This is a genomic window from Streptomyces sp. SID14478 (assembly GCF_010548525.1).
Taxonomy (GTDB): domain Bacteria; phylum Actinomycetota; class Actinomycetes; order Streptomycetales; family Streptomycetaceae; genus Streptomyces.
In genome coordinates this window covers 1-18,071 of sequence record NZ_JAAGMG010000078.1, presented here as the reverse complement: position 1 = coordinate 18,071, position 18,071 = coordinate 1, and the positions used below count along the sequence as shown (strand labels likewise).

At 71.1% G+C, this 18,071-nt stretch carries 16 protein-coding genes; 6 read left to right on the top strand and 10 right to left on the bottom strand.

The genetic code is table 11. The features are described from left to right. On the bottom strand, nucleotides 1-993 hold a 993-nt coding region (locus tag G3I40_RS02835), incomplete at its 3' end, for a LacI family DNA-binding transcriptional regulator (RefSeq protein ID WP_164300554.1). A 165-nt stretch (nucleotides 994-1,158) separates the two neighbouring features. Between G3I40_RS02835 and G3I40_RS02830 the strand changes: the two genes are divergently transcribed. The 3 genes from G3I40_RS02830 to G3I40_RS02820 are packed head-to-tail and all read left to right on the top strand — an operon-like array spanning nucleotide 1,159 to nucleotide 4,303. Beyond that, a complete protein-coding gene (locus G3I40_RS02830) occupies nucleotides 1,159-2,316 on the top strand; it encodes a Gfo/Idh/MocA family oxidoreductase (RefSeq protein WP_164300553.1) in 1,158 nt (385 codons plus the stop codon). Continuing rightward, a complete protein-coding gene (locus G3I40_RS02825) occupies nucleotides 2,313-3,470 on the top strand; it encodes a dihydrodipicolinate synthase family protein (protein WP_164300552.1) in 1,158 nt (385 codons plus the stop codon). The genes G3I40_RS02830 and G3I40_RS02825 overlap by 4 nt, the downstream gene beginning before the upstream one ends. Continuing rightward, nucleotides 3,467-4,303 (top strand): sugar phosphate isomerase/epimerase family protein, encoded by an 837-nt coding sequence (locus G3I40_RS02820; RefSeq protein ID WP_164300551.1) that lies wholly within the window; start codon nucleotides 3,467-3,469, stop codon nucleotides 4,301-4,303. The genes G3I40_RS02825 and G3I40_RS02820 overlap by 4 nt, the downstream gene beginning before the upstream one ends. Before the next feature lie 93 nt (nucleotides 4,304-4,396). Here the strand turns inward: G3I40_RS02820 and G3I40_RS02815 are convergent, their stop codons facing one another. From G3I40_RS02815 to G3I40_RS02790, 6 genes are all read right to left on the bottom strand, one after another. Then, nucleotides 4,397-4,834, bottom strand: a complete 438-nt coding sequence (locus tag G3I40_RS02815) for a DUF937 domain-containing protein (protein ID WP_164300550.1) — start codon at nucleotides 4,832-4,834, stop codon at nucleotides 4,397-4,399. 219 nt (nucleotides 4,835-5,053) lie between these two features. Then, nucleotides 5,054-5,443: a D-ribose pyranase gene (gene rbsD, locus G3I40_RS02810; RefSeq protein ID WP_164300549.1), complete on the bottom strand. Its 390-nt coding sequence runs from the start codon at nucleotides 5,441-5,443 to the stop codon at nucleotides 5,054-5,056. Then, a complete protein-coding gene (locus G3I40_RS02805; RefSeq protein WP_164300548.1) occupies nucleotides 5,440-6,339 on the bottom strand; it encodes a ribokinase in 900 nt (299 codons plus the stop codon). Before G3I40_RS02805 ends, rbsD begins: the two co-directional genes overlap by 4 nt. A 49-nt stretch (nucleotides 6,340-6,388) precedes the next feature. Further along, on the bottom strand, nucleotides 6,389-8,332 hold the full coding sequence (locus G3I40_RS02800) for a substrate-binding domain-containing protein (protein ID WP_164300547.1): 1,944 nt from the start codon (nucleotides 8,330-8,332) through the stop codon (nucleotides 6,389-6,391). Further along, nucleotides 8,322-9,881 carry a sugar ABC transporter ATP-binding protein gene (locus G3I40_RS02795; protein WP_164300546.1) on the bottom strand — a complete coding sequence of 520 codons (1,560 nt, stop codon included), beginning with the start codon at nucleotides 9,879-9,881 and terminating at the stop codon, nucleotides 8,322-8,324. Before G3I40_RS02795 ends, G3I40_RS02800 begins: the two co-directional genes overlap by 11 nt. Then, nucleotides 9,878-10,930, bottom strand: a complete 1,053-nt coding sequence (locus G3I40_RS02790; RefSeq protein WP_164300556.1) for a LacI family DNA-binding transcriptional regulator — start codon at nucleotides 10,928-10,930, stop codon at nucleotides 9,878-9,880. The genes G3I40_RS02795 and G3I40_RS02790 overlap by 4 nt, the downstream gene beginning before the upstream one ends. Before the next feature lie 414 nt (nucleotides 10,931-11,344). On the opposite strand from G3I40_RS02790, the gene G3I40_RS02785 reads away from it, so the two are divergent. Continuing rightward, complete coding sequence (locus G3I40_RS02785; RefSeq protein ID WP_164300545.1) at nucleotides 11,345-11,917, top strand: hypothetical protein; 573 nt, start codon at nucleotides 11,345-11,347, stop codon at nucleotides 11,915-11,917. A 202-nt stretch (nucleotides 11,918-12,119) separates the two neighbouring features. On the opposite strand, the gene G3I40_RS02780 is transcribed toward G3I40_RS02785, so the two are convergent. Continuing rightward, nucleotides 12,120-12,329 (bottom strand): DUF4287 domain-containing protein, encoded by a 210-nt coding sequence (locus G3I40_RS02780; RefSeq protein WP_164300544.1) that lies wholly within the window; start codon nucleotides 12,327-12,329, stop codon nucleotides 12,120-12,122. 303 nt (nucleotides 12,330-12,632) lie between these two features. Beyond that, on the bottom strand, nucleotides 12,633-13,031 hold the full coding sequence (locus G3I40_RS02775; protein WP_164300543.1) for a hypothetical protein: 399 nt from the start codon (nucleotides 13,029-13,031) through the stop codon (nucleotides 12,633-12,635). 213 nt (nucleotides 13,032-13,244) lie between these two features. Here G3I40_RS02775 and G3I40_RS02770 point away from each other — a divergent pair, with 213 nt between their 5' ends. After that, nucleotides 13,245-15,509, top strand: a complete 2,265-nt coding sequence (locus tag G3I40_RS02770) for an ATP-dependent RecD-like DNA helicase (protein ID WP_239091482.1) — start codon at nucleotides 13,245-13,247, stop codon at nucleotides 15,507-15,509. A gap of 199 nt (nucleotides 15,510-15,708) precedes the next feature. Next, a complete protein-coding gene (locus tag G3I40_RS02765; RefSeq protein ID WP_164300542.1) occupies nucleotides 15,709-17,007 on the top strand; it encodes a citrate synthase in 1,299 nt (432 codons plus the stop codon). A gap of 463 nt (nucleotides 17,008-17,470) precedes the next feature. On the opposite strand, the gene G3I40_RS02760 is transcribed toward G3I40_RS02765, so the two are convergent. Further along, the coding region (locus G3I40_RS02760) for an HAD-IC family P-type ATPase (RefSeq protein WP_164300541.1) at nucleotides 17,471-18,071 on the bottom strand (601 nt) is incomplete at its 5' end.

The window sequence follows — 18,071 nt, the reverse complement described above, 5'->3', positions numbered from 1 at the left end:
GTCGATCCCGCCCTCCGGCACCGTCTCGCGGCCCATCGCGATGCGGCCCGCCCGCGCCGCCGCGTCCGCCAGCGGCAGCCGTACCGTCGTCAGCGCCGGGACCGCGTCCACGCTGAACGGCAGGTCGTCGAAGCCCGCCACCGAGACGTCCTCGGGGATACGCAGCCCCGCCTCCCGCAGCGCCGCGCACGCGCCCAGCGCCACCGTGTCGTTCGCCGCGACCACCGCCGTCAACCCGGGGTCGCGGGCGAGCAGTTCGGTCGTGGCCGCATGGCCCGCCGCGCGGTCGTAGGGGCCGTGGACGACCAGGCCGTCCGACTCCGTCACGCCCGCCGCGGCCAGTGCGTCGCGGTGGCCCTCCAGGCGGTCGCGGGTCGTCGTGCGCTCCCGCGGACCCGCCGCGTAGCCGATCCGGCGGTGGCCGAGGGAGAGGAGGTGCTCGGTCAACTCCCGGCCCCCGCCCCGGTTGTCGAAGGTGAGCGCCACCGCGTCCGTCTCCGGCACCGGCGGCCGCCCGCACAGCACGACCCGGGTGCCCGCCTCCGACAGCCGCCTCAACTTGCCTGCCACGGCCGCCACATGGGCCTCGTCCTCGATCGCGCCGCCGGTGAGCACGACCGCCGCCGCGCGCTGGCGCTGGAGCAGCGTCAGATAGGTCAGCTCGCGCTCCGGGGAGCCGCCCGTGTTGCAGACCACCGCGAGGCGTTCGCCGCCGGCGCGGCCGCCGGGGCCGACGATCTCCGACTGCACCGCGGACGCCATGATCCCGAAGAACGGGTCGGCGATGTCGTTCACCAGCACCCCGACCAGGTCGGAGGTGGACGCGGCCAGTGCGCTCGCCGGGCCGTTGAGCACGTAGTCGAGTTCGTCCACCGCCTTGAGGACGCGCTCCCGGGTGGTGGCGGCGACCGGATAGTTGCCGTTCAGCACGCGGGACACGGTGGCGGGGGACACCTGCGCGCGGGCCGCCACGTCCGCCAGGGTCACGGTCATCGAGCCATCCTCGTATCCGGTCCGGTATCCGCTCTTGTCCGAGCGGCTGTGCAGAGGCTAGCTTCTTCTCACATAGAAAGCGCTTGCTACGCGGGATTCGGCGAGCGGGCGCATTTCGTGGCTGCCGCGTACGCAGAGCCGTACGGAACGGACGAAGGGACTCACGTGACACGCAAGACGGTGCGCATCGCCATGAACGGCGTGACGGGGCGCATGGGCTACCGCCAGCACCTCGTCCGCTCCCTGCTCGCCCTGCGCGACCAGGGCGGGCTCGACCTCGGCGACGGCACGGTGCTGTGGCCCGAGCCGGTCCTCGTCGGCCGCCGCGAGCACGCGCTGAAGGCGCTGGCCGCCAAGCACGGGCTCGACGAGGCGAACATCTCCACCGACGTGGACGCCGTGCTCGCCGACGACAGCATCGACATCTTCTTCGACGCCGCGATGACCTCCGGCCGCGAGGAGGTCCTCAAGAAGGCGATCGCCGCCGGCAAGCACGTCTACACCGAGAAGCCGACCGCGACCGGCCTCGACGGCGCCCTGGAGCTGGCCCGGCTCGCCCGGGCCGCGGGCGTCAGGTCCGGCGTCGTCCAGGACAAGATCTTCCTGCCGGGCCTGCTGAAGCTGAAGCGGCTCATCGACGGCGGCTTCTTCGGGAAGATCCTGTCCGTGCGCGGCGAGTTCGGCTACTGGGTCTTCGAGGGCGACTGGCAGGAGGCCCAGCGGCCGTCGTGGAACTACCGCAGCGAGGACGGCGGCGGCATCGCCGTCGACATGTTCCCGCACTGGGAGTACGTGCTGCACGAGCTGTTCGGCCGGGTCGCCTCCGTGCAGGCGCTGATCACCACGCACATCCCCGAGCGCTGGGACGAGAACGGCAAGCCCTACGACGCCACCGCCGACGACTCCGCGTACGGCATCTTCGAGCTGGACGGCGGCGCGGTCGCCCAGATCAACTCCTCGTGGGCCGTGCGCGTCAACCGCGACGAGCTCGTCGAGTTCCAGGTCGACGGGACCGAGGGCTCGGCCGTCGCCGGACTGCGCAACTGCCGCGTCCAGCACCGCAGCGCGACCCCGAAGCCGGTCTGGAACCCGGACATCCCCGCCACCTACTCCTTCCGCGACCAGTGGCAGGAGGTGCCCGACAACGCCGAGTTCGACAACGGGTTCAAGGCGCAGTGGGAGCTCTTCCTCAAGCACGTGTACGCCGACGCGCCCTACCACTGGGACCTGCTGGCCGGCGCCCGCGGCGTGCAGCTCGCCGAGCTGGGCCTGCGCTCGTCCGCCGAGGGCCGCCGCATCGACGTACCGGAGATCACGCTGTGACCATCCACCTGCCGGGCAGCACAGGGGAGTTGCGGGCGTACGAGCCGCGCGCCACGCCCCTCGCCGTCGACCCGGGCGCGCCGCTCGCGTCCCGTGTCGTCTTCTCGGCGGCGCACGTCGTCGCCGACCCGTTCGCCGACACGACGCCGGACTCGCCGGCCGCCGTCGACTGGGACGCCACCCTCGCCTTCCGCCGCCACCTGTGGTCGCACGGCCTCGGCGTCGCCGAGGCGATGGACACCGCGCAGCGCGGCATGGGCCTGGACTGGGCCGGCGCCGCCGAGCTGATCGAGCGGTCCGCGGCCGAGGCCAAGGCGGTCGGCGGCCGCATCGCGTGCGGGGTCGGCACCGATCAACTCACCGCCCCCGCAAGGGACCTGGCCCAGGTCCGGGCCGCCTACGAGGAGCAGCTCGCGCTCGTGGAGGGGACGGGCGCGCAGGCGATCCTCATGGCGTCCCGGGCCCTCGCCGCCGTCGCCACGGGCCCCGAGGACTACCTCGACGTCTACGGTCACCTGCTGCGCCAGGCCACCGAACCGGTCGTCCTGCACTGGCTCGGCCCGATGTTCGACCCGGCCCTGGAGGGCTACTGGGGCGCCACCGACCTGGACGCCGCGACGGAGACGTTCCTCCAGGTCATCGCCGCGCACCCGGACAAGGTCGACGGCATCAAGGTGTCGCTGCTCGACGCCCGCCGCGAGGTCGAGCTGCGTCGCCGTCTACCCCAGGGCGTGCGCTGCTACACCGGCGACGACTTCAACTACCCGGAACTGATCGCGGGCGACGAGCGCGGCTTCAGCCACGCCCTGCTCGGCATCTTCGACCCGCTGGGCCCGCTCGCCGCGCAGGCGGTACGGGTGCTCGACACCGGCGACGCCAAGGGCTTCCGCGAACTCCTCGACCCCACCGTCGAGTTGTCCCGCCACCTCTTCCAGCCCCCGACCCGCTTCTACAAGACCGGCGTCGTGCTCCTGGCCTGGCTCGCCGGCCACCAGGACCACTTCGCGATGGTCGGCGGCCTGCAGTCCGCCCGCTCGCTGCCGCACTTCGCGCGCGCCTACGAACTCGCCGACGGCCTCGGCCTGTTCCCGGACCCGGGGCTCGCCGAGTCCCGTATGAAGAACCTGCTCGCCCTGTACGGAGTCACCTCATGAGCGGCCCGATCGCCGACCCGCGCTTCTCCCTCAACCAGATGACGGTCAAGCAGCTCGGCCTGCCCGAACTCGTCGGGGAATGCGTCGCAGCGGGCGTCCAGTACGTCGGCACGTGGCGCGAGCCCGTCCAGGCGTACGGCGTCGAGGCGGCGGCCAAGCTGCTCGGGGACGCGGGCCTGAGCGTCTCCACGCACTGCCGCGGCGGCTTCCTCACCGGCATCGACCCGGCGGAGCGCACGGCCGCGATCGACGACAACAAGCGGGCCGTCGACGAGGCCGTCACCCTCGGCACGGACGTCCTGGTCCTCGTCTCCGGCGGACTGCCCGCCGGCTCGTACGACCTGCGCGGCGCCCGCGAGCGGATCGCGGACGCGCTCGGCGAACTCGCCCCCTACGCCGCCGAGCGCGGGGTCCGGCTCGCCATCGAGCCGCTGCACCCGATGTACGCGGCCGACCGCTGCGTCGTCTCGACGCTCGCCCAGGCCCTGGACATCGCCGAGCGCTTCCCCGCGCACCAGGTCGGCGTCTGCGTGGACACGTACCACATCTGGTGGGACGACCTGGCGCCCGCGGGGATCGCGCGGGCCGGGGCGCAGGGGCGCATCGCCACGTTCCAGCTGGCGGACTGGACTACCCCGCTGCCCGAGGGCGTGCTCAACGGGCGCGGCCAGATCGGCGACGGCGCGATCGACATGCGGTACTGGCGCGGCCTGGTCGAGGACCAGGGCTATGCGGGCCCCATCGAGGTCGAGCTGTTCAACGACGGACTGTGGGCGCGGGACGGCCGCGAGGTGCTGAGGGAGACGGTCGAGCGCTTCAAGCAGCACGCGTGATTCCAGCCCCTCCGGCGCGCGGGTTCCGGGGCTGCGCCCGGGGCCCCGCTCCTCGGACGCCGGAGGGGCTGGATGTGCGTACGGGCCGGTCCGCTACTTCTTCCGGGCGGCCCGCTTGGTCATCACGGCCAGGATGACGGGGATCAGCATCTCGATCCCCCGCGCCACGTTCGCCGCGGGCAGCCCCGTCTTCTTGGCGACCGCGTTCGCGACCGGCCGGCTCAGCTTCGACAGGAGACCGGCCATCAGGCCGCCCGAGGCGAGGCCGCCGAGCCCGCCCAGTGTGGCGACGCCCTGCAGCGGTGGCTGCTCGGTCTCGGCGAGGGCCTGCTGCACCTCCTGCGCCCCGTCGGTGCTCTCCTCGGCCCGCTCCCGCAGGCCGCCGGAGAGCGCCGAGACGGTGCTGCCCACGACGTCCTGCGCCTGGGTGGCGTCCGTGCCGAGCAGGCCCGCGAGCTCCTGCAGCTTGTTCTCGCCGAGCTCGTCGAGGACATCCTGTTCCAGCGACTGCGGCGTGGATTCTTCGCTCATGTCCCAAACGCTAAGGGTGCCCCGTTATGTCGGCACCCTGAAAATCCCGGGAAGAAAACGCTCCGCCGCCGTGCAACCTTTCGGGGACCCGGCGGGTCTAGCGTGCGTCAGGACTTTTGGAGGGGGATCTGGGGGGATCGAGGAAGTCCTGACGCAGGAGGGGGTAGGCCCGAGGGGCCCGGTCCGCGGACCGGGCCCCTCGTCGGGTCCCCAGGTGCTTCAGAAGAAGACGCCGCACCGCAGCAGCACGTTCGCGAAGGGCTGCGCCTCCCCGGTGCGTACGACCAGGCGCGCCCCCTTCGCCAGTGCCTTCAGCTCCTCGTGCGTGACGAAGCCGAGCGACGGCACCCGCTCCCGCAGCAGCTCCGCCGCCTGCGGGTTCGCGGAGTGCACCTCGCGCGCCGCCGTGCCCGCCTCCACCACCAGCTCGTCGAGCAGCCCGTCGAGGACCTCCGCGAACGACGGCACCCCGGCCCGGAAGGCGAGGTCGACGAGGCGCGGACCCGGCGGGACCGGCAGCCCCGCGTCGCACACGAGCACCCCGTCCCCGTGCCCCAACTCGGCTATGGCGCCCGCCAGATGACGGTTCAGAATGCCGGACTTCTTCACAGCGCGGCGACCTCTTCCGCGCTCGGGTACGACGCCTGCGCGCCCTCCTTCGTCACGGCGGCCGCGCCGACCCGGGCCGCGTAGGCCGCCGCGTCCGCGAGGGACTCCCCGGTGCCGAGCCGCCACGCGAGCGCCGCGGTGAACGCGTCACCTGCGCCGGTCGTGTCCACGGCCTTCACCTTCACCGAGGCCACCCGCCGCGACCCCGCCGCGTCCGCGACCAGCGCACCCTCGGAGCCCAGCGTGACCACCACCGAGCGCGGGCCGAGCGCGAGCAGCGCCCGCGCCCAGTCCTCGGGGTCCTCGCCGGTCTCCGCACCGAGGACCACCCGGGCCTCGTGCTCGTTGACGATCAGCGGGTCGCACACCGCGAGCACCTCGTCGGGCAGCGGCGCCGGCGGCGACGGGTTCAGCACGAGCCGCGCCCCGTCGGCGAGCGACCGGGCGACCTCCGCGACCGTCTCCAGCGGGATCTCCAGCAGGGTCGAGACGACCCGGGCCCCGGCGAACAGCTCCCCGGCGGCGCGTACGTCCTCGGGCGTCAGACGCCCGTTCGCGCCGGGCGACACCACGATGCTGTTGTCCCCGGACGGGTCGACGGTGATCAGCGCGACCCCGGTGGGCGCCCCGCCGACCAGCACGCCGGACGTGTCCACGCCCGCCGACTCCATCGACTCCCGCAGCAGCGTGCCGTGCCCGTCGTCGCCGACCCGCGCGAGGAGCGCCGTACGCGCCCCCAGCCTGGCCGCGGCGACCGCCTGGTTGGCGCCCTTGCCGCCGGGGTGGACCACCAGGTCGGAGCCGAGGACGGTCTCCCCGGCGGCCGGGCGGCGCTCGACGCCCACCACCAGGTCGGCGTTGGCCGACCCGACGACGAGGAGGTCGTACGTGTTCATGCTGTGCCTTTCTTCGTACGTCACTCGAAGATATGCGAACCGGAACGGGTCACTGGAAGTCGGCGGCGTTCTTCGACGTCACGACCTTCACCGGCACCTTCACCGCGTCGGAGATCTTCTTGCCCTGCGCCGCCCGTACCGCGTTGCGCACGGCGATCTCGCCGAGCTCGCGCGGCTGCTGCGCCACGGAGGCGTACATCGTGCCCGCCTCCACCGCCTTGATGCCGTCGGCCTCGCCGTCGAAGCCGATGACGGGGACGGACTTGCCGGCCTTGGCGCCGAGCGCCTTGATCGCGCCGAGCGCCATCTCGTCGTTGGCGGCGATGACGCCCTGGACGTCGGGGTGCGCCTGGAGCAGGTTCGACATCACGTCGAGGCCCTTGGTGCGGTCGAAGTCGGCGGGCTGCCGGGCGAGGACCTTGATGCCCGGGTAGGCCTTGAGGCCCTTCTCGAAGCCGGCCGCGCGCTCCCGGGCGGCGGACGTACCGGCCTGCCCCTGCAGGATCACGATCGTGCCCTTGCCGCCCAGCTTCTCGGCCATGGTCTTCGCCGAGAGCACGCCGCCCGCGACGTTGTCGGAGGCGACGAGGGTGGCGACCTTGCCCTTGTCGACGCCCCGGTCGACGGCGACGACCGGCATCTTCGCCTTGTTCGCGGCGGCCACCGAGTTGCTGGAGGCCGCGGAGTCCACCGGGTTGAGGATGATCGCGTCGAGGCCGGAACTGGTGAAGTTCTGCACCTGGTTGGCCTGCTGCGAGGCGTCGTTCTGGGCGTCCGTCACCGTCAGGTCCACGCCGGCCTTCTTCGCCTCGGCCTGGGCGCCCGCCCGGATCTGCACGAAGAACGGGTTGTTGAGGGTCGACAGGGACAGCCCCATCTTCGGGTTCGCCGAGGACGACGTACCGCCGTGCAGGAAGGACGTGGCCCCGACGATCGCGACGGTGACCACCGCGGCGAGCCCGTACGTCGCCGCCTGCCTGCCCTTGCCGCCGCCGGCGCCCGACGTCACGGGCGTCGCCCCGGCCTTGCGCCGCAGCGTGTCCAGCAGGACGGCCAGCGCGATGACGACGCCGATGACGACCTGCTGCCAGAAGGCGGACACGGAAAGGAGGTTGAGGCCGTTGCGCAGCACGGCGAGGATCAGCGCGCCGATGAGCGTGCCGGACGCCTTGCCCGTACCGCCGGCCAGCGAGGCGCCGCCGATGACGACCGCGGCGATCGCGTCCAGCTCGTACCCGTCGGCGGCCTGCGGCTGCGCGGAGGAGAGCCGGGAGGCGAGCACGATGCCCGCGGCCGCGGCGAACAGGCCCGACAGGGCGTAGATGACGAGCTTCTGCTTCTTCACGCGCAGCCCGGACAGGCGGGCGGCCTCCTCGTTGCCGCCGATCGCGTACATGGAACGCCCGATGTACGTACGGCCGAGGACCACCGCGGCGATCAGGCCCATCACGACCATGACGAGCACCGGCACCGGCAGCCAGCCGCCGAGCGTGTCGCCCAGGTGCGAGACCGAGTCGGGGAACGGGATGGGCGAGCCGTCGGATATCACCAGCGCGAGACCGCGGGCCACCGACAGCATCGCGAGCGTCGCGATGAACGGCGGCAGCTTCCCGTACGCGACGAGGAAACCGTTCAGGAGCCCGGCGACGATGCCCGTGGCGACGGCGAGGACCACCGCGAGGACGACGGGCACGCCCTGGTTGGTGGCGCTCCACGCGAGGACGGTCGCGGACAGCGCGGCCACCGAACCGACCGACAGGTCGATGCCCGCGGAGACGATCACGAAGGTGACGCCGAAAGCGAGGATGGCGGTCACGGCCGCCTGGACGCCGATGTTGAGCAGGTTGTCGGTGGTCAGGAAGTCCCCGGACAACGCGGACAGCGCGATGACGAGGACGATCAGCGCGGTGAGCGCGCCGTTGTCGAGCAGCAGGCGGCGGATCGAGGCGGCGCTACTGGTGCCCGCGGAGCTCTTGAGCGTGTCAGTGGCCACGGCGGGCCTCGCTTTCGTTCACGGCGTTGTCGTTCACGGCGTTCGTGGGGGAGGGGGCGCTGACGGCGAGCGCCATCACGGAGTCCTGGGTGGCGTCGGCGGCGGCGAGCTCACCGGCGATGCGCCCCTGCGCCATCACCAGCACGCGATCACTCATCCCGAGCACTTCGGGAAGGTCGCTGGAGATCATCAGCACGGCGTGGCCCGCGGCGGTCAGCTCGTTGATCAACTGGTAGATCTCGACCTTCGCGCCGACGTCGATGCCGCGCGTCGGCTCGTCGAGGATCAGCACCTTGATGTCGGCGAGGAGCCACTTGCCGATGACGACCTTCTGCTGGTTGCCGCCGGACAGGGTGCGCACGTGCTGCCCCAGTCCCGCCATGCGCACGCCCAGCTGGGAGGCCATCCGCGCGGACTCGGCATGCTGGCCCTTGAGGTCCACGAAGCCGCCGCGGGTCGCGGAGCGCAGCGTCACGAGCCCCAGGTTCTCCGCCACCGACTGGTCGAGGACGAGGCCCTGCCCCTTGCGGTCCTCGGGCACCAGCCCGACCCCGGCGGACATGGCGGCGTTCACGTCGTGCCGCGGCAGCCGGGCCCCCGCGACCTCCACCGAACCCCTGTCGTACGGGTCGGCCCCGAAGACGGCGCGCACGACCTCGGTGCGCCCGGCGCCCACGAGGCCCGCGATGCCGACGACCTCGCCCGCCCGCACCTGGAAGCTCACGTCCTGGAAGACGCCGTCGCGGGTGAGCCCCTCGACGGTCAGCAACGCGGCCCCGGTGTCCGGCCGTTCCCGCGGGTACTGCTGCTCGATCGACCGCCCCACCATCAGGCGCACGAGCTCGTCCTCGGGCGTGGAGGCGGGCACCTGGCCCACGCTCCGGCCGTCCCGGATGACGGTGACCCGGTCGCCGAGGGCGGCGATCTCGTCCAGGTGGTGCGTGATGAAGACGATGCCGACACCGTCCTCGCGCAGTCGGCGCACGATCGCGAAGAGCTTGTCCACCTCCTCGGAGGTGAGCACGGCGGTCGGCTCGTCCATGACGAGCACGCGCGCGTCGAGGCTGAGCGCCTTCGCGATCTCGACCATCTGGAGCCGGGCGATGCCGAGTTCGCGCACGCGCGCGCGTGGCGAGACCTGTACGCCCACGCGCGCGAGGAGCGTCTCGGCGTCGGCCTCCATCTTCTTGCGGTCGATGAGACCGAAGCGGCGCGGCTGGCGCCCGAGGAAGATGTTCTCGGCGACGGTCAGATCGGGGACGAGGTTGAACTCCTGGTAGATGGTCGCGATTCCCAGGCGCTCGGCGTCCTGCGCGCCATGGATGCGGACCTGTTCGCCGTCTACGTAGAGGCGGCCCTCGTCGGGCGTGTAGGCGCCGGAGAGCATCTTGATCAGCGTGCTCTTGCCGGCCCCGTTCTCGCCGAGCAGGACGTGCACCTCGCCGCGGCGCAGGTCGAAGTCGACGCTGTCGAGTGCGACGACGCCGGGGAAGGTCTTGCGTATCCCCTCGATACGCAGCAACTCGTCCGGGCTGTCTGACGGTTTCACCGGGTGCTCCTCTCCGTTGAGGTACGCGGTCGGGTGGGGGACGGGGGGACGGGTTCGCCGCACGAGTGCCGTACGACGAGGTGGGCGGGGAGCGCCACCGAGGCGGGCGGGCGGCCCTCGATGCGGTCGACCAGGGCGCGCACGGCGGCCCGCCCCAGCTCCTTCGTGGGCTGGGCGATCGCCGTGACCGGCGGCGCGGTGTGCACGAACCAGGGGATGTCGTCGAACGCGGCGAGCGCGATGTCGTCCGGGACGCGCAGCCCGCGCGCGCGGATCGCGTCGAGCGCGCCCAGGGCCATCAGGTTGTCGGCGGCGAACACGACCTCGGGCGGCTCGGGCAGGTCGAGGAAGCCCTCGGTCACCCGCCGCCCGCTGTCCGCCTGGAAGTCGCCCTGCCCGATGTAGGCGTCCGGCAGGTCGAGCGCGTACGAGGCGAGCGCCTCCCGGAACGCGCTGACGCGCTCGCTGCCCGTGGTCGTGGCGGCCGGGCCCGAGATGATGGCGAGCCTGCGGTGCCCGAGCCGGTGCAGGTGCGCGACGAGGTCACGGATCGCGGCCCGCCCGTCGGAGCGCACGACCGGCACGTCGACCCCGGGGATCCACCGGTCGACGAAGACCATCGGGGTGCCGGTCCTCGCGGCGTCCAGCATCAGCGGGGAGCCGCCGTCGGTGGGGGAGACGAGCAGCCCGTCGATCCGCCGGTCCAGGAGGTTCTGGACGTGGTGGTCCTGGAGGTCGGGGCGTTCGTCGGCGTTCCCGATGATGACGCTGTAGCCCAGCAAGCGGGCCGCTTCCTCGACGGACCGGGCCAGTTCGGTGAAGTACGGGTTGAGCACGTCGCTGATGACCAGGCCGAGGGTGCGGGTCTGGGCGGTGCGCAGGGAACGGGCGACGGCGTTGGGCCGGTAGCCGAGCGACTCCACGGCGGCCAGCACGCGGGCGCGGGCGTCCGGGCTGACGGAAGGGTGGCTGTTCAGGACGCGGGAGACCGTGGCGACGGAGACCCCGGCCGCGGCAGCGACATCCTTGATGCTCGCGTTCGAAGACATCGCAGACATCACAGACCACCTCCTTGTGGCTGCATGGAATCGATTACATCGGCTTGCATGAGGGATTGGAATCGATTACACGGGTCGCTGGCAAGGGGGATTCCGGTTGTCGTGACCGGATCGTGATGGACGCGGAGCGAGGGCCTGTCCGGCGGGTCAGGTCGCGGCCGAGGAGGCCTGTGCCGTTCTGTGCGGGTGAGCGGGACCTGGTAAGTCGAGAGGCGAGGCGGAGGCGGGCGGCAACGTGGAGCGTGGGCAACCGACGGCAACGCCGCAGGCCGGCGCGCCGTGCCCCGCGTCCCCGACCTCGCAGGGCAACACGCCCAGGGCGGGGGAGTTGTCAGTGACGCGTGGCAGGGTGGATGCCATGGGTTACGACGGACGGCGCCCCGGCGCGGACAAGGCGGTGGACAGGTGAACCACGCACAGCTCACCGCGCTCGGCCGCGCCCTGCGCGTGCTCGGGGAGCACGGCCAGGAGATCACCGCGGACACACCGCAGGACAAGCTCCACGAGTGGCGGGGCGATCTGAAGAGAGCCCTCGACCTCCTGGAGGACACGGCGACGGGCGCGCCCCCGACCACCCGCTGCGCCGAGCATCCGAACGGCGCGGTGGACGCCTCCGCCCCCGACCTCTGCCTGATCTGCGAGACCCGGCGCCGCAAGGCGCGCCGCTCGGAGTTCGCCAGCGGACCCGGCCGCCCGGAGCCCGAGCAGCGCCCCGTCCTGTCGCGCTACGGCACGCGCGAGGACCGCCCCCAGCCCCAGCAGCGCTGGATCCCCGAGATGTGGAACGGGCAGGTGTGGCAGCTGTGCGGCACCCCGCGCCACGACCGGCGCGAGGCGGACCTCTATCTGGCGGCCCAGCGCCGCCGGCCGGACGCGGCGGCGGCGTACCGGCTGGTGCACGAGTTCACGGACTACGAGGTCGTGCGGGTGTGGGGGACGCCGGTGAAGGTGGACCCGGAGCCGATGGGCGGCATCTGAGCCGGCCGGCACGGGCCACGGCCGCCGATTGGCCCGTGCGCCGTGCAGGGGGCCCTGGGAGAGCGCTGAACCTCAGCCGCTCGTCGGGGAGTTGTGCGTGATGCAGGTTGCCGTGGTCACGTTCGACGGATTCGCCGAGCGACCGTCGAGCGCGCCCTGCGCATGGCCAACACGGGTGAGTCCGCGTTGAACTGACCCCCTGTCAGGCCCCCCGGTCCTCGGTGAGCGTGTGTGCGACGAGGGCGTTGGCGTGGCCGTGCCCGAGGCCGTGTTCGGCCTTGAGCCAGGCGACGAGTGCCATGTGCTTGCTGAGCGGGGAGGAGCGGATGAGCTCCTGCCAGTGCGAGACGGGCTGCCCGTACTTCTTCTCGATGGACGGGAAGTAGCTGGCGGGGCCCTTGGTGGCGGTCATGGTATTCCTGCCCTTCGGTGAGGCGCTGGAGCGTCGTGCACGTATGACCGGGGCGGGGACGGAAAGTCATCGGGCGCTCTCGACATGCCCTCGACGAGCGTCGGCAGCCATCGGGAAGTCGTCGTGCGGGAAGAGAAGGCCGGACCATAAGGAGAACCGGAAGCCCGGAAGCCCGGAATTCCGGAGGTCCGCATTCGGGCACCGGCGCAGCGGAAAGCCCTCTCCGGTCGCGCAAGGAGGACGCGATCGGAAGAGGGCTTTACCGCAACCGTCTCCGAAGGAAGGAAAACTCCGGGGAGGGGCTCAGATGATGCGCTCCGGCGCGTCGAACTGGTCGACCGGCGCGTTGTTGCAGGTGGTGACCGGGCCGCCGAGGACGTTGCCGCCCACACCCTGGGCCGCGGGGACGGCGCAGCGCAGGTCGACGTCGACGAACGGGGCACCGTAGCTGTTCAGGACGCCGCCCGGGTCACCGGCGATGGCCACGTCACCGTTGCGCGTGGCGAACTCCGAGGCACCCGTTCCGCTGGTGGTGTCGCCGTAGGCGACGCGCGCGGCCTGGTTCATGTCGTGCGCGCTGGTCTGCATGTTCTCGGCCTCCGGGCCACCACCGGTGGTGGCCGAGGCCACGCCCGCGGTGCCGACGGTCGCGGCGGCAGCGGCGGTCGCGAGAGCGGCGCCGGCCAGAACCTTGCGGATCATTTGATTCTCCCTTTTCGTGGGGGTGGTGACAGCCGTTCTTTTCAGGCGGTTGTCGACCTGTTGAAACTCACCCGGTGAAAAGACGTCACGCGAAATCATTCCTTTGGACACGGAATGTCCGGAGACTCGCCCGAACGGCCGCAGAAAGGATCCTTCAGGCAACTTCTCCGGGGCCCTGTCCCGTTGTCGGACCCCACCGATACCGTCTGATCCATGGCGAAGGAGCAGGCGGCGGCCGGTGCCCGGCCGATGGCGGTGCTCGAGGGAGTCCTCGAGCGGATCACGTACGCCAATGAGGACACCGGGTACACCGTCGCGCGCGTCGACACCGGCCGGGGCGCCGGCGACCTGCTGACCGTCGTCGGGTCGCTGCTCGGCGCGCAGGCGGGGGAGTCGCTGCGGATGCAGGGACGCTGGGGCTCCCACCCGCAGTACGGCAAGCAGTTCACGGTGGAGAACTACACGACGGTCCTGCCCGCGACCATCCAGGGCATCCGCCGCTATCTCGGGTCCGGGCTCGTCAAGGGGATCGGCCCGGTCTTCGCCGACCGCATCACGCAGCACTTCGGCGTGGACACCCTCGACATCATCGAGCAGGAGCCGAAGCGGCTCATCGAGGTGCCGGGCCTCGGCCCCAAGCGCACCAAGAAGATCGCGGACGCGTGGGAGGAGCAGAAGGCCATCAAGGAAGTGATGGTGTTCCTGCAGAGCGTCGAGGTGTCGACGTCCATCGCCGTGCGCATCTACAAGAAGTACGGGGACGCCTCCATCTCCGTCGTGAAGAACCAGCCGTACCGGCTCGCCTCCGACGTGTGGGGCATCGGCTTCCTCACCGCCGACCGCATCGCCCAGTCCGTCGGCATCCCGCACGACAGCCCCGAGCGCGTCAAGGCAGGCCTCCAGTACGCCCTTTCGCAGTCCACCGACCAGGGCCACTGCTACCTGCCCGAGGAGCGGCTGATCGCCGACGCGGTGAAGCTCCTCCAGGTCGACACGGGCCTCGTCATCGAATGCCTCGCCGAACTGGCCCTGCCCGACGAGGAGTCGGGCGAGGAGCCCGGAGTCATCCGGGAACAGGTGCCCGGCGAGCACGGCGAACCCGTCACCGCCATCTACCTCGTCCCCTTCCACCGTGCCGAACTGTCCCTTTCCGCGCAGCTGTTGAGGCTGCTGCGCACCGCGGAGGACCGGATGCCCGCCTTCCGGGACGTCGCCTGGGACAAGGCGCTGGCCTGGCTGGCGGGGCGTACGGGGGCGGACCTCGCGCCCGAGCAGGAGGAGGCCGTGCGGCTCGCGCTGACGCGCAAGGTCGCCGTCCTGACGGGCGGTCCCGGCTGCGGCAAGTCGTTCACCGTGCGCTCGATCGTCGAACTGGCCAGGGCGAAGAAGGCGAAGGTGGTGCTGGCCGCGCCGACCGGGCGCGCGGCCAAGCGGCTCGCCGAGCTGACCGGCGCCGAGGCGTCCACGGTCCACCGGCTGCTGGAGCTGAAGCCCGGGGGCGACGCCGCGTACGACAAGGACCGGCCGCTCGACGCCGACCTCGTCGTGGTCGACGAGGCGTCCATGCTGGACCTGCTCCTCGCCAACAAACTGGTGAAGGCGGTCGCACCGGGTGCCCACCTCCTCTTCGTCGGGGACGTGGACCAGCTGCCGAGCGTCGGCGCGGGCGAGGTGCTGCGCGACATGCTCAGCGACGACAGCCCCGTCCCCGCCGTCCGGCTCACCCGCATCTTCCGCCAGGCCCAGGAGTCCGGCGTCGTCACGAACGCCCACCGCATCAACTCCGGTACGCCGCCCCTCACCCAGGGCCTCAAGGACTTCTTCCTCTTCGTGGAGGAGGACACGGAGGAGGCGGGCCGGCTGACGGTGGACGTGGCCGCGCGCCGCATCCCTGCCAGGTTCGGGCTCGATCCGCGGCGTGACGTCCAGGTGCTGGCTCCCATGCACCGCGGCCCGGCGGGCGCGGGCACGCTGAACGGCCTGCTCCAGCAGGCGATCACGCCCGGCCGCCCGGAGCTGCCCGAGAAGCGGTTCGGCGGCCGGGTGTTCAGGGTCGGGGACAAGGTCACGCAGATCAGGAACAACTACGACAAGGGCGCCAATGGCGTCTTCAACGGCACGGTCGGCGTCGTCACCTCCCTCGACGCCGACGAGCAGAAACTGACCGTCCGGACGGACGAGGACGAGGAAGTCCCGTACGACTTCGACGAACTGGACGAGCTGGCGCACGCCTATGCCGTGACGATCCACCGCTCGCAGGGCAGCGAGTATCCGTGCGTCGTGATCCCGCTCACGACCGGAGCATGGATGATGCTCCAGCGGAACCTGCTCTACACGGCGGTCACCCGCGCGAAGAGGCTGGTGGTCCTGGTCGGTTCACGGAAGGCTCTAGGTCAGGCGGTGCGCACGGTTTCGGCGGGCAGACGGTGTACAGCACTCGATTTCCGGCTGTCCGGTGCACACCTTCAAAAGATTTGATCGATCAGATTCGTCGCGAAGGTCACACGGCACTTCCGGAACCGGGGCGAAGGGGGCAGGATGAGCAGGTTAGCGGCACTCAGTGCCGCCAATAGGCCCAATGGTCGACCCCGAGTGCACTCTGCTGGGCCAAGTGGGGGATGGTAGAGACAGTCAGGGCACCTCGAAGAAGAGGCACTACGTCGGTGAGGGACGAGACGTGAGCGAGCACACCAACAACGCTGTAGTACTGCGGTACGGCGATGGCGAATACACCTACCCGGTGATCGACAGCACCGTCGGCGACAAGGGCTTCGACATCGGGAAGCTCCGGGCCCAGACAGGACTGGTGACCCTCGACAGCGGATACGGCAACACCGCCGCCTATAAATCCGCGATCACCTACCTCGACGGCGAGCAGGGCATCCTGCGCTACCGCGGTTACCCGATCGAGCAGCTGGCCGAGCGCTCCACCTTCACCGAGGTGGCGTACCTGCTGATCAACGGCGAGCTCCCCACCGTCGACGAGCTCTCCACTTTCAAGAACGAGATCACGCAGCACACCCTGCTGCACGAGGACGTCAAGCGGTTCTACGACGGGTTCCCGCGCGACGCCCACCCGATGGCCATGCTGTCGTCGGTCGTCTCCGCGCTGTCCACCTTCTACCAGGACAGCCACAACCCGTTCGACGAGAAGCAGCGTCACCTCTCGACGATCCGCCTGCTCGCCAAGCTTCCGACGATCGCGGCGTACGCGTACAAGAAGTCGGTCGGCCACCCGGTGGTCTACCCGCGCAACGACCTCGGCTACGTCGAGAACTTCCTGCGCATGACCTTCTCGGTGCCGGCCGCCGAGTACGACCTGGACCCGACGGTCGTCTCCGCGCTGGACAAGCTGCTGATCCTGCACGCGGACCACGAGCAGAACTGTTCGACGTCCACCGTGCGTCTGGTCGGCTCCTCGCAGGCCAACATGTTCGCGTCGATCTCGGCGGGCATCTCGGCGCTGTGGGGCCCGCTGCACGGCGGCGCCAACCAGTCGGTCCTGGAGATGCTGGAAGGCATCCAGGCCTCCGGCGGCGACGTCGACACCTTCATCCGCAAGGTGAAGAACAAGGAAGACGGCGTGAAGCTCATGGGCTTCGGGCACCGCGTCTACAAGAACTTCGACCCCCGGGCGAAGATCATCAAGGCGGCGGCGCACGACGTCCTCTCGGCGCTCGGCAAGAGCGACGAGCTGCTCGACATCGCGCTCAAGCTCGAAGAGCACGCGCTGGCCGACGACTACTTCGTCGAGCGCAAGCTCTACCCGAACGTCGACTTCTACACCGGCCTGATCTACCGGGCCATGGGCTTCCCGACCGAGATGTTCACGGTGCTCTTCGCACTGGGCCGGCTGCCGGGGTGGATCGCCCAGTGGCACGAGATGATCAAGGAGCCGGGATCGCGCATCGGCCGCCCGCGCCAGATCTACACGGGCGTCGTCGAGCGGGACTTCGTTCCCGTGGAAGAGCGCTGAGACGCTGAGCCGGCCGCCGCGCTCCTGGAGCGCGGGCCCCTGAAAGTACGGAAAGCGCCCCCCTGCCAGTCCCCCCACGGGCTGACAGTCGGGGCGCTTTCCTTTTTCCCGGTTCGGATTCCCCCCACGGGATCCGGCCGGGCGTCTGTGGTGTCCACGTCGGCCGCCGGGAACACGTACGCACGGGTGGGCCGCTCAAGCTCCCCGGTGCACGTGCCCCGGCCAACGCAGTCGGGTCCGTCCCCCAAGACGGCCCCGCTCGATACGGAAACGTCCCCCAAGACGTTCCTGCATCGCCTCCTTAGACTCACGAGACCGGCAAAGGGTTACGTGCCCATCGGTGTGATCTGCGTCTCTTGCATATGTCCCGTGTGTACGCAAGAGGCCCGATATGCAGATGTGGGCCCCTCTCGTAAGAGTGCTGCAATTGTGCCGTGTGGATTGCGTGAAGGTCCAGGCCTGGCTAGCTGAATCTCCGCAATCGAAGGCTGTTTGTCACCACGAACACCGACGAGAAGGCCATGGCCGCTCCCGCGATCATCGGATTCAGCAGTCCGGCGGCGGCCAGCGGCAGCGCGGCGACGTTGTAGCCGAAGGCCCAGCAGAGGTTGCCCTTGATCGTGGCCAGGGTGCGGCGGGAGAGCCGGATCGCGTCGGCGGCGACCCGCGGATCGCCGCGCACCAGCGTCAGATCGCCCGCCTCGATCGCCGCGTCCGTGCCGGTGCCCATGGCCAGACCCAGATCGGCGGCGGCCAGGGCGGCGGCGTCGTTGACCCCGTCGCCGACCATCGCGACGCTGCGGCCCCGGGCCTGCAGCCGCCTGATCACGTCGACCTTGTCCTCGGGCAGGACCTCCGCGATCACGTCGTCGGGGGAGATGCCGACCGCCCGCGCGACGGACTCGGCCGCGGCCCGGTTGTCGCCGGTGAGCAGGAGCGGGGTGAGACCGAGCGCGCGCAGGTCCGCGACCGCCTCGGCGCTGGTCTCCTTGAGCGTGTCCGCGACGGCCAGGACGCCGCGTGCCGCCCCGTCCCAGGCGACGGCGACCGCCGTGCCGCCCGTC

Coding starts and splice junctions, on each gene's coding strand:
- G3I40_RS02770 (WP_239091482.1), top strand. CDS start 13,245: ATGGCGAAGGAGCAGGCGGCGGCCGGTGCCCGGCCGATGGCGGTGCTC.
- G3I40_RS02805 (WP_164300548.1), bottom strand. CDS start 6,339: ATGAACACGTACGACCTCCTCGTCGTCGGGTCGGCCAACGCCGACCTG.
- G3I40_RS02820 (WP_164300551.1), top strand. CDS start 3,467: ATGAGCGGCCCGATCGCCGACCCGCGCTTCTCCCTCAACCAGATGACG.
- G3I40_RS02815 (WP_164300550.1), bottom strand. CDS start 4,834: ATGAGCGAAGAATCCACGCCGCAGTCGCTGGAACAGGATGTCCTCGAC.
- G3I40_RS02780 (WP_164300544.1), bottom strand. CDS start 12,329: ATGACCGCCACCAAGGGCCCCGCCAGCTACTTCCCGTCCATCGAGAAG.
- G3I40_RS02775 (WP_164300543.1), bottom strand. CDS start 13,031: ATGATCCGCAAGGTTCTGGCCGGCGCCGCTCTCGCGACCGCCGCTGCC.
- G3I40_RS02790 (WP_164300556.1), bottom strand. CDS start 10,930: ATGTCTTCGAACGCGAGCATCAAGGATGTCGCTGCCGCGGCCGGGGTC.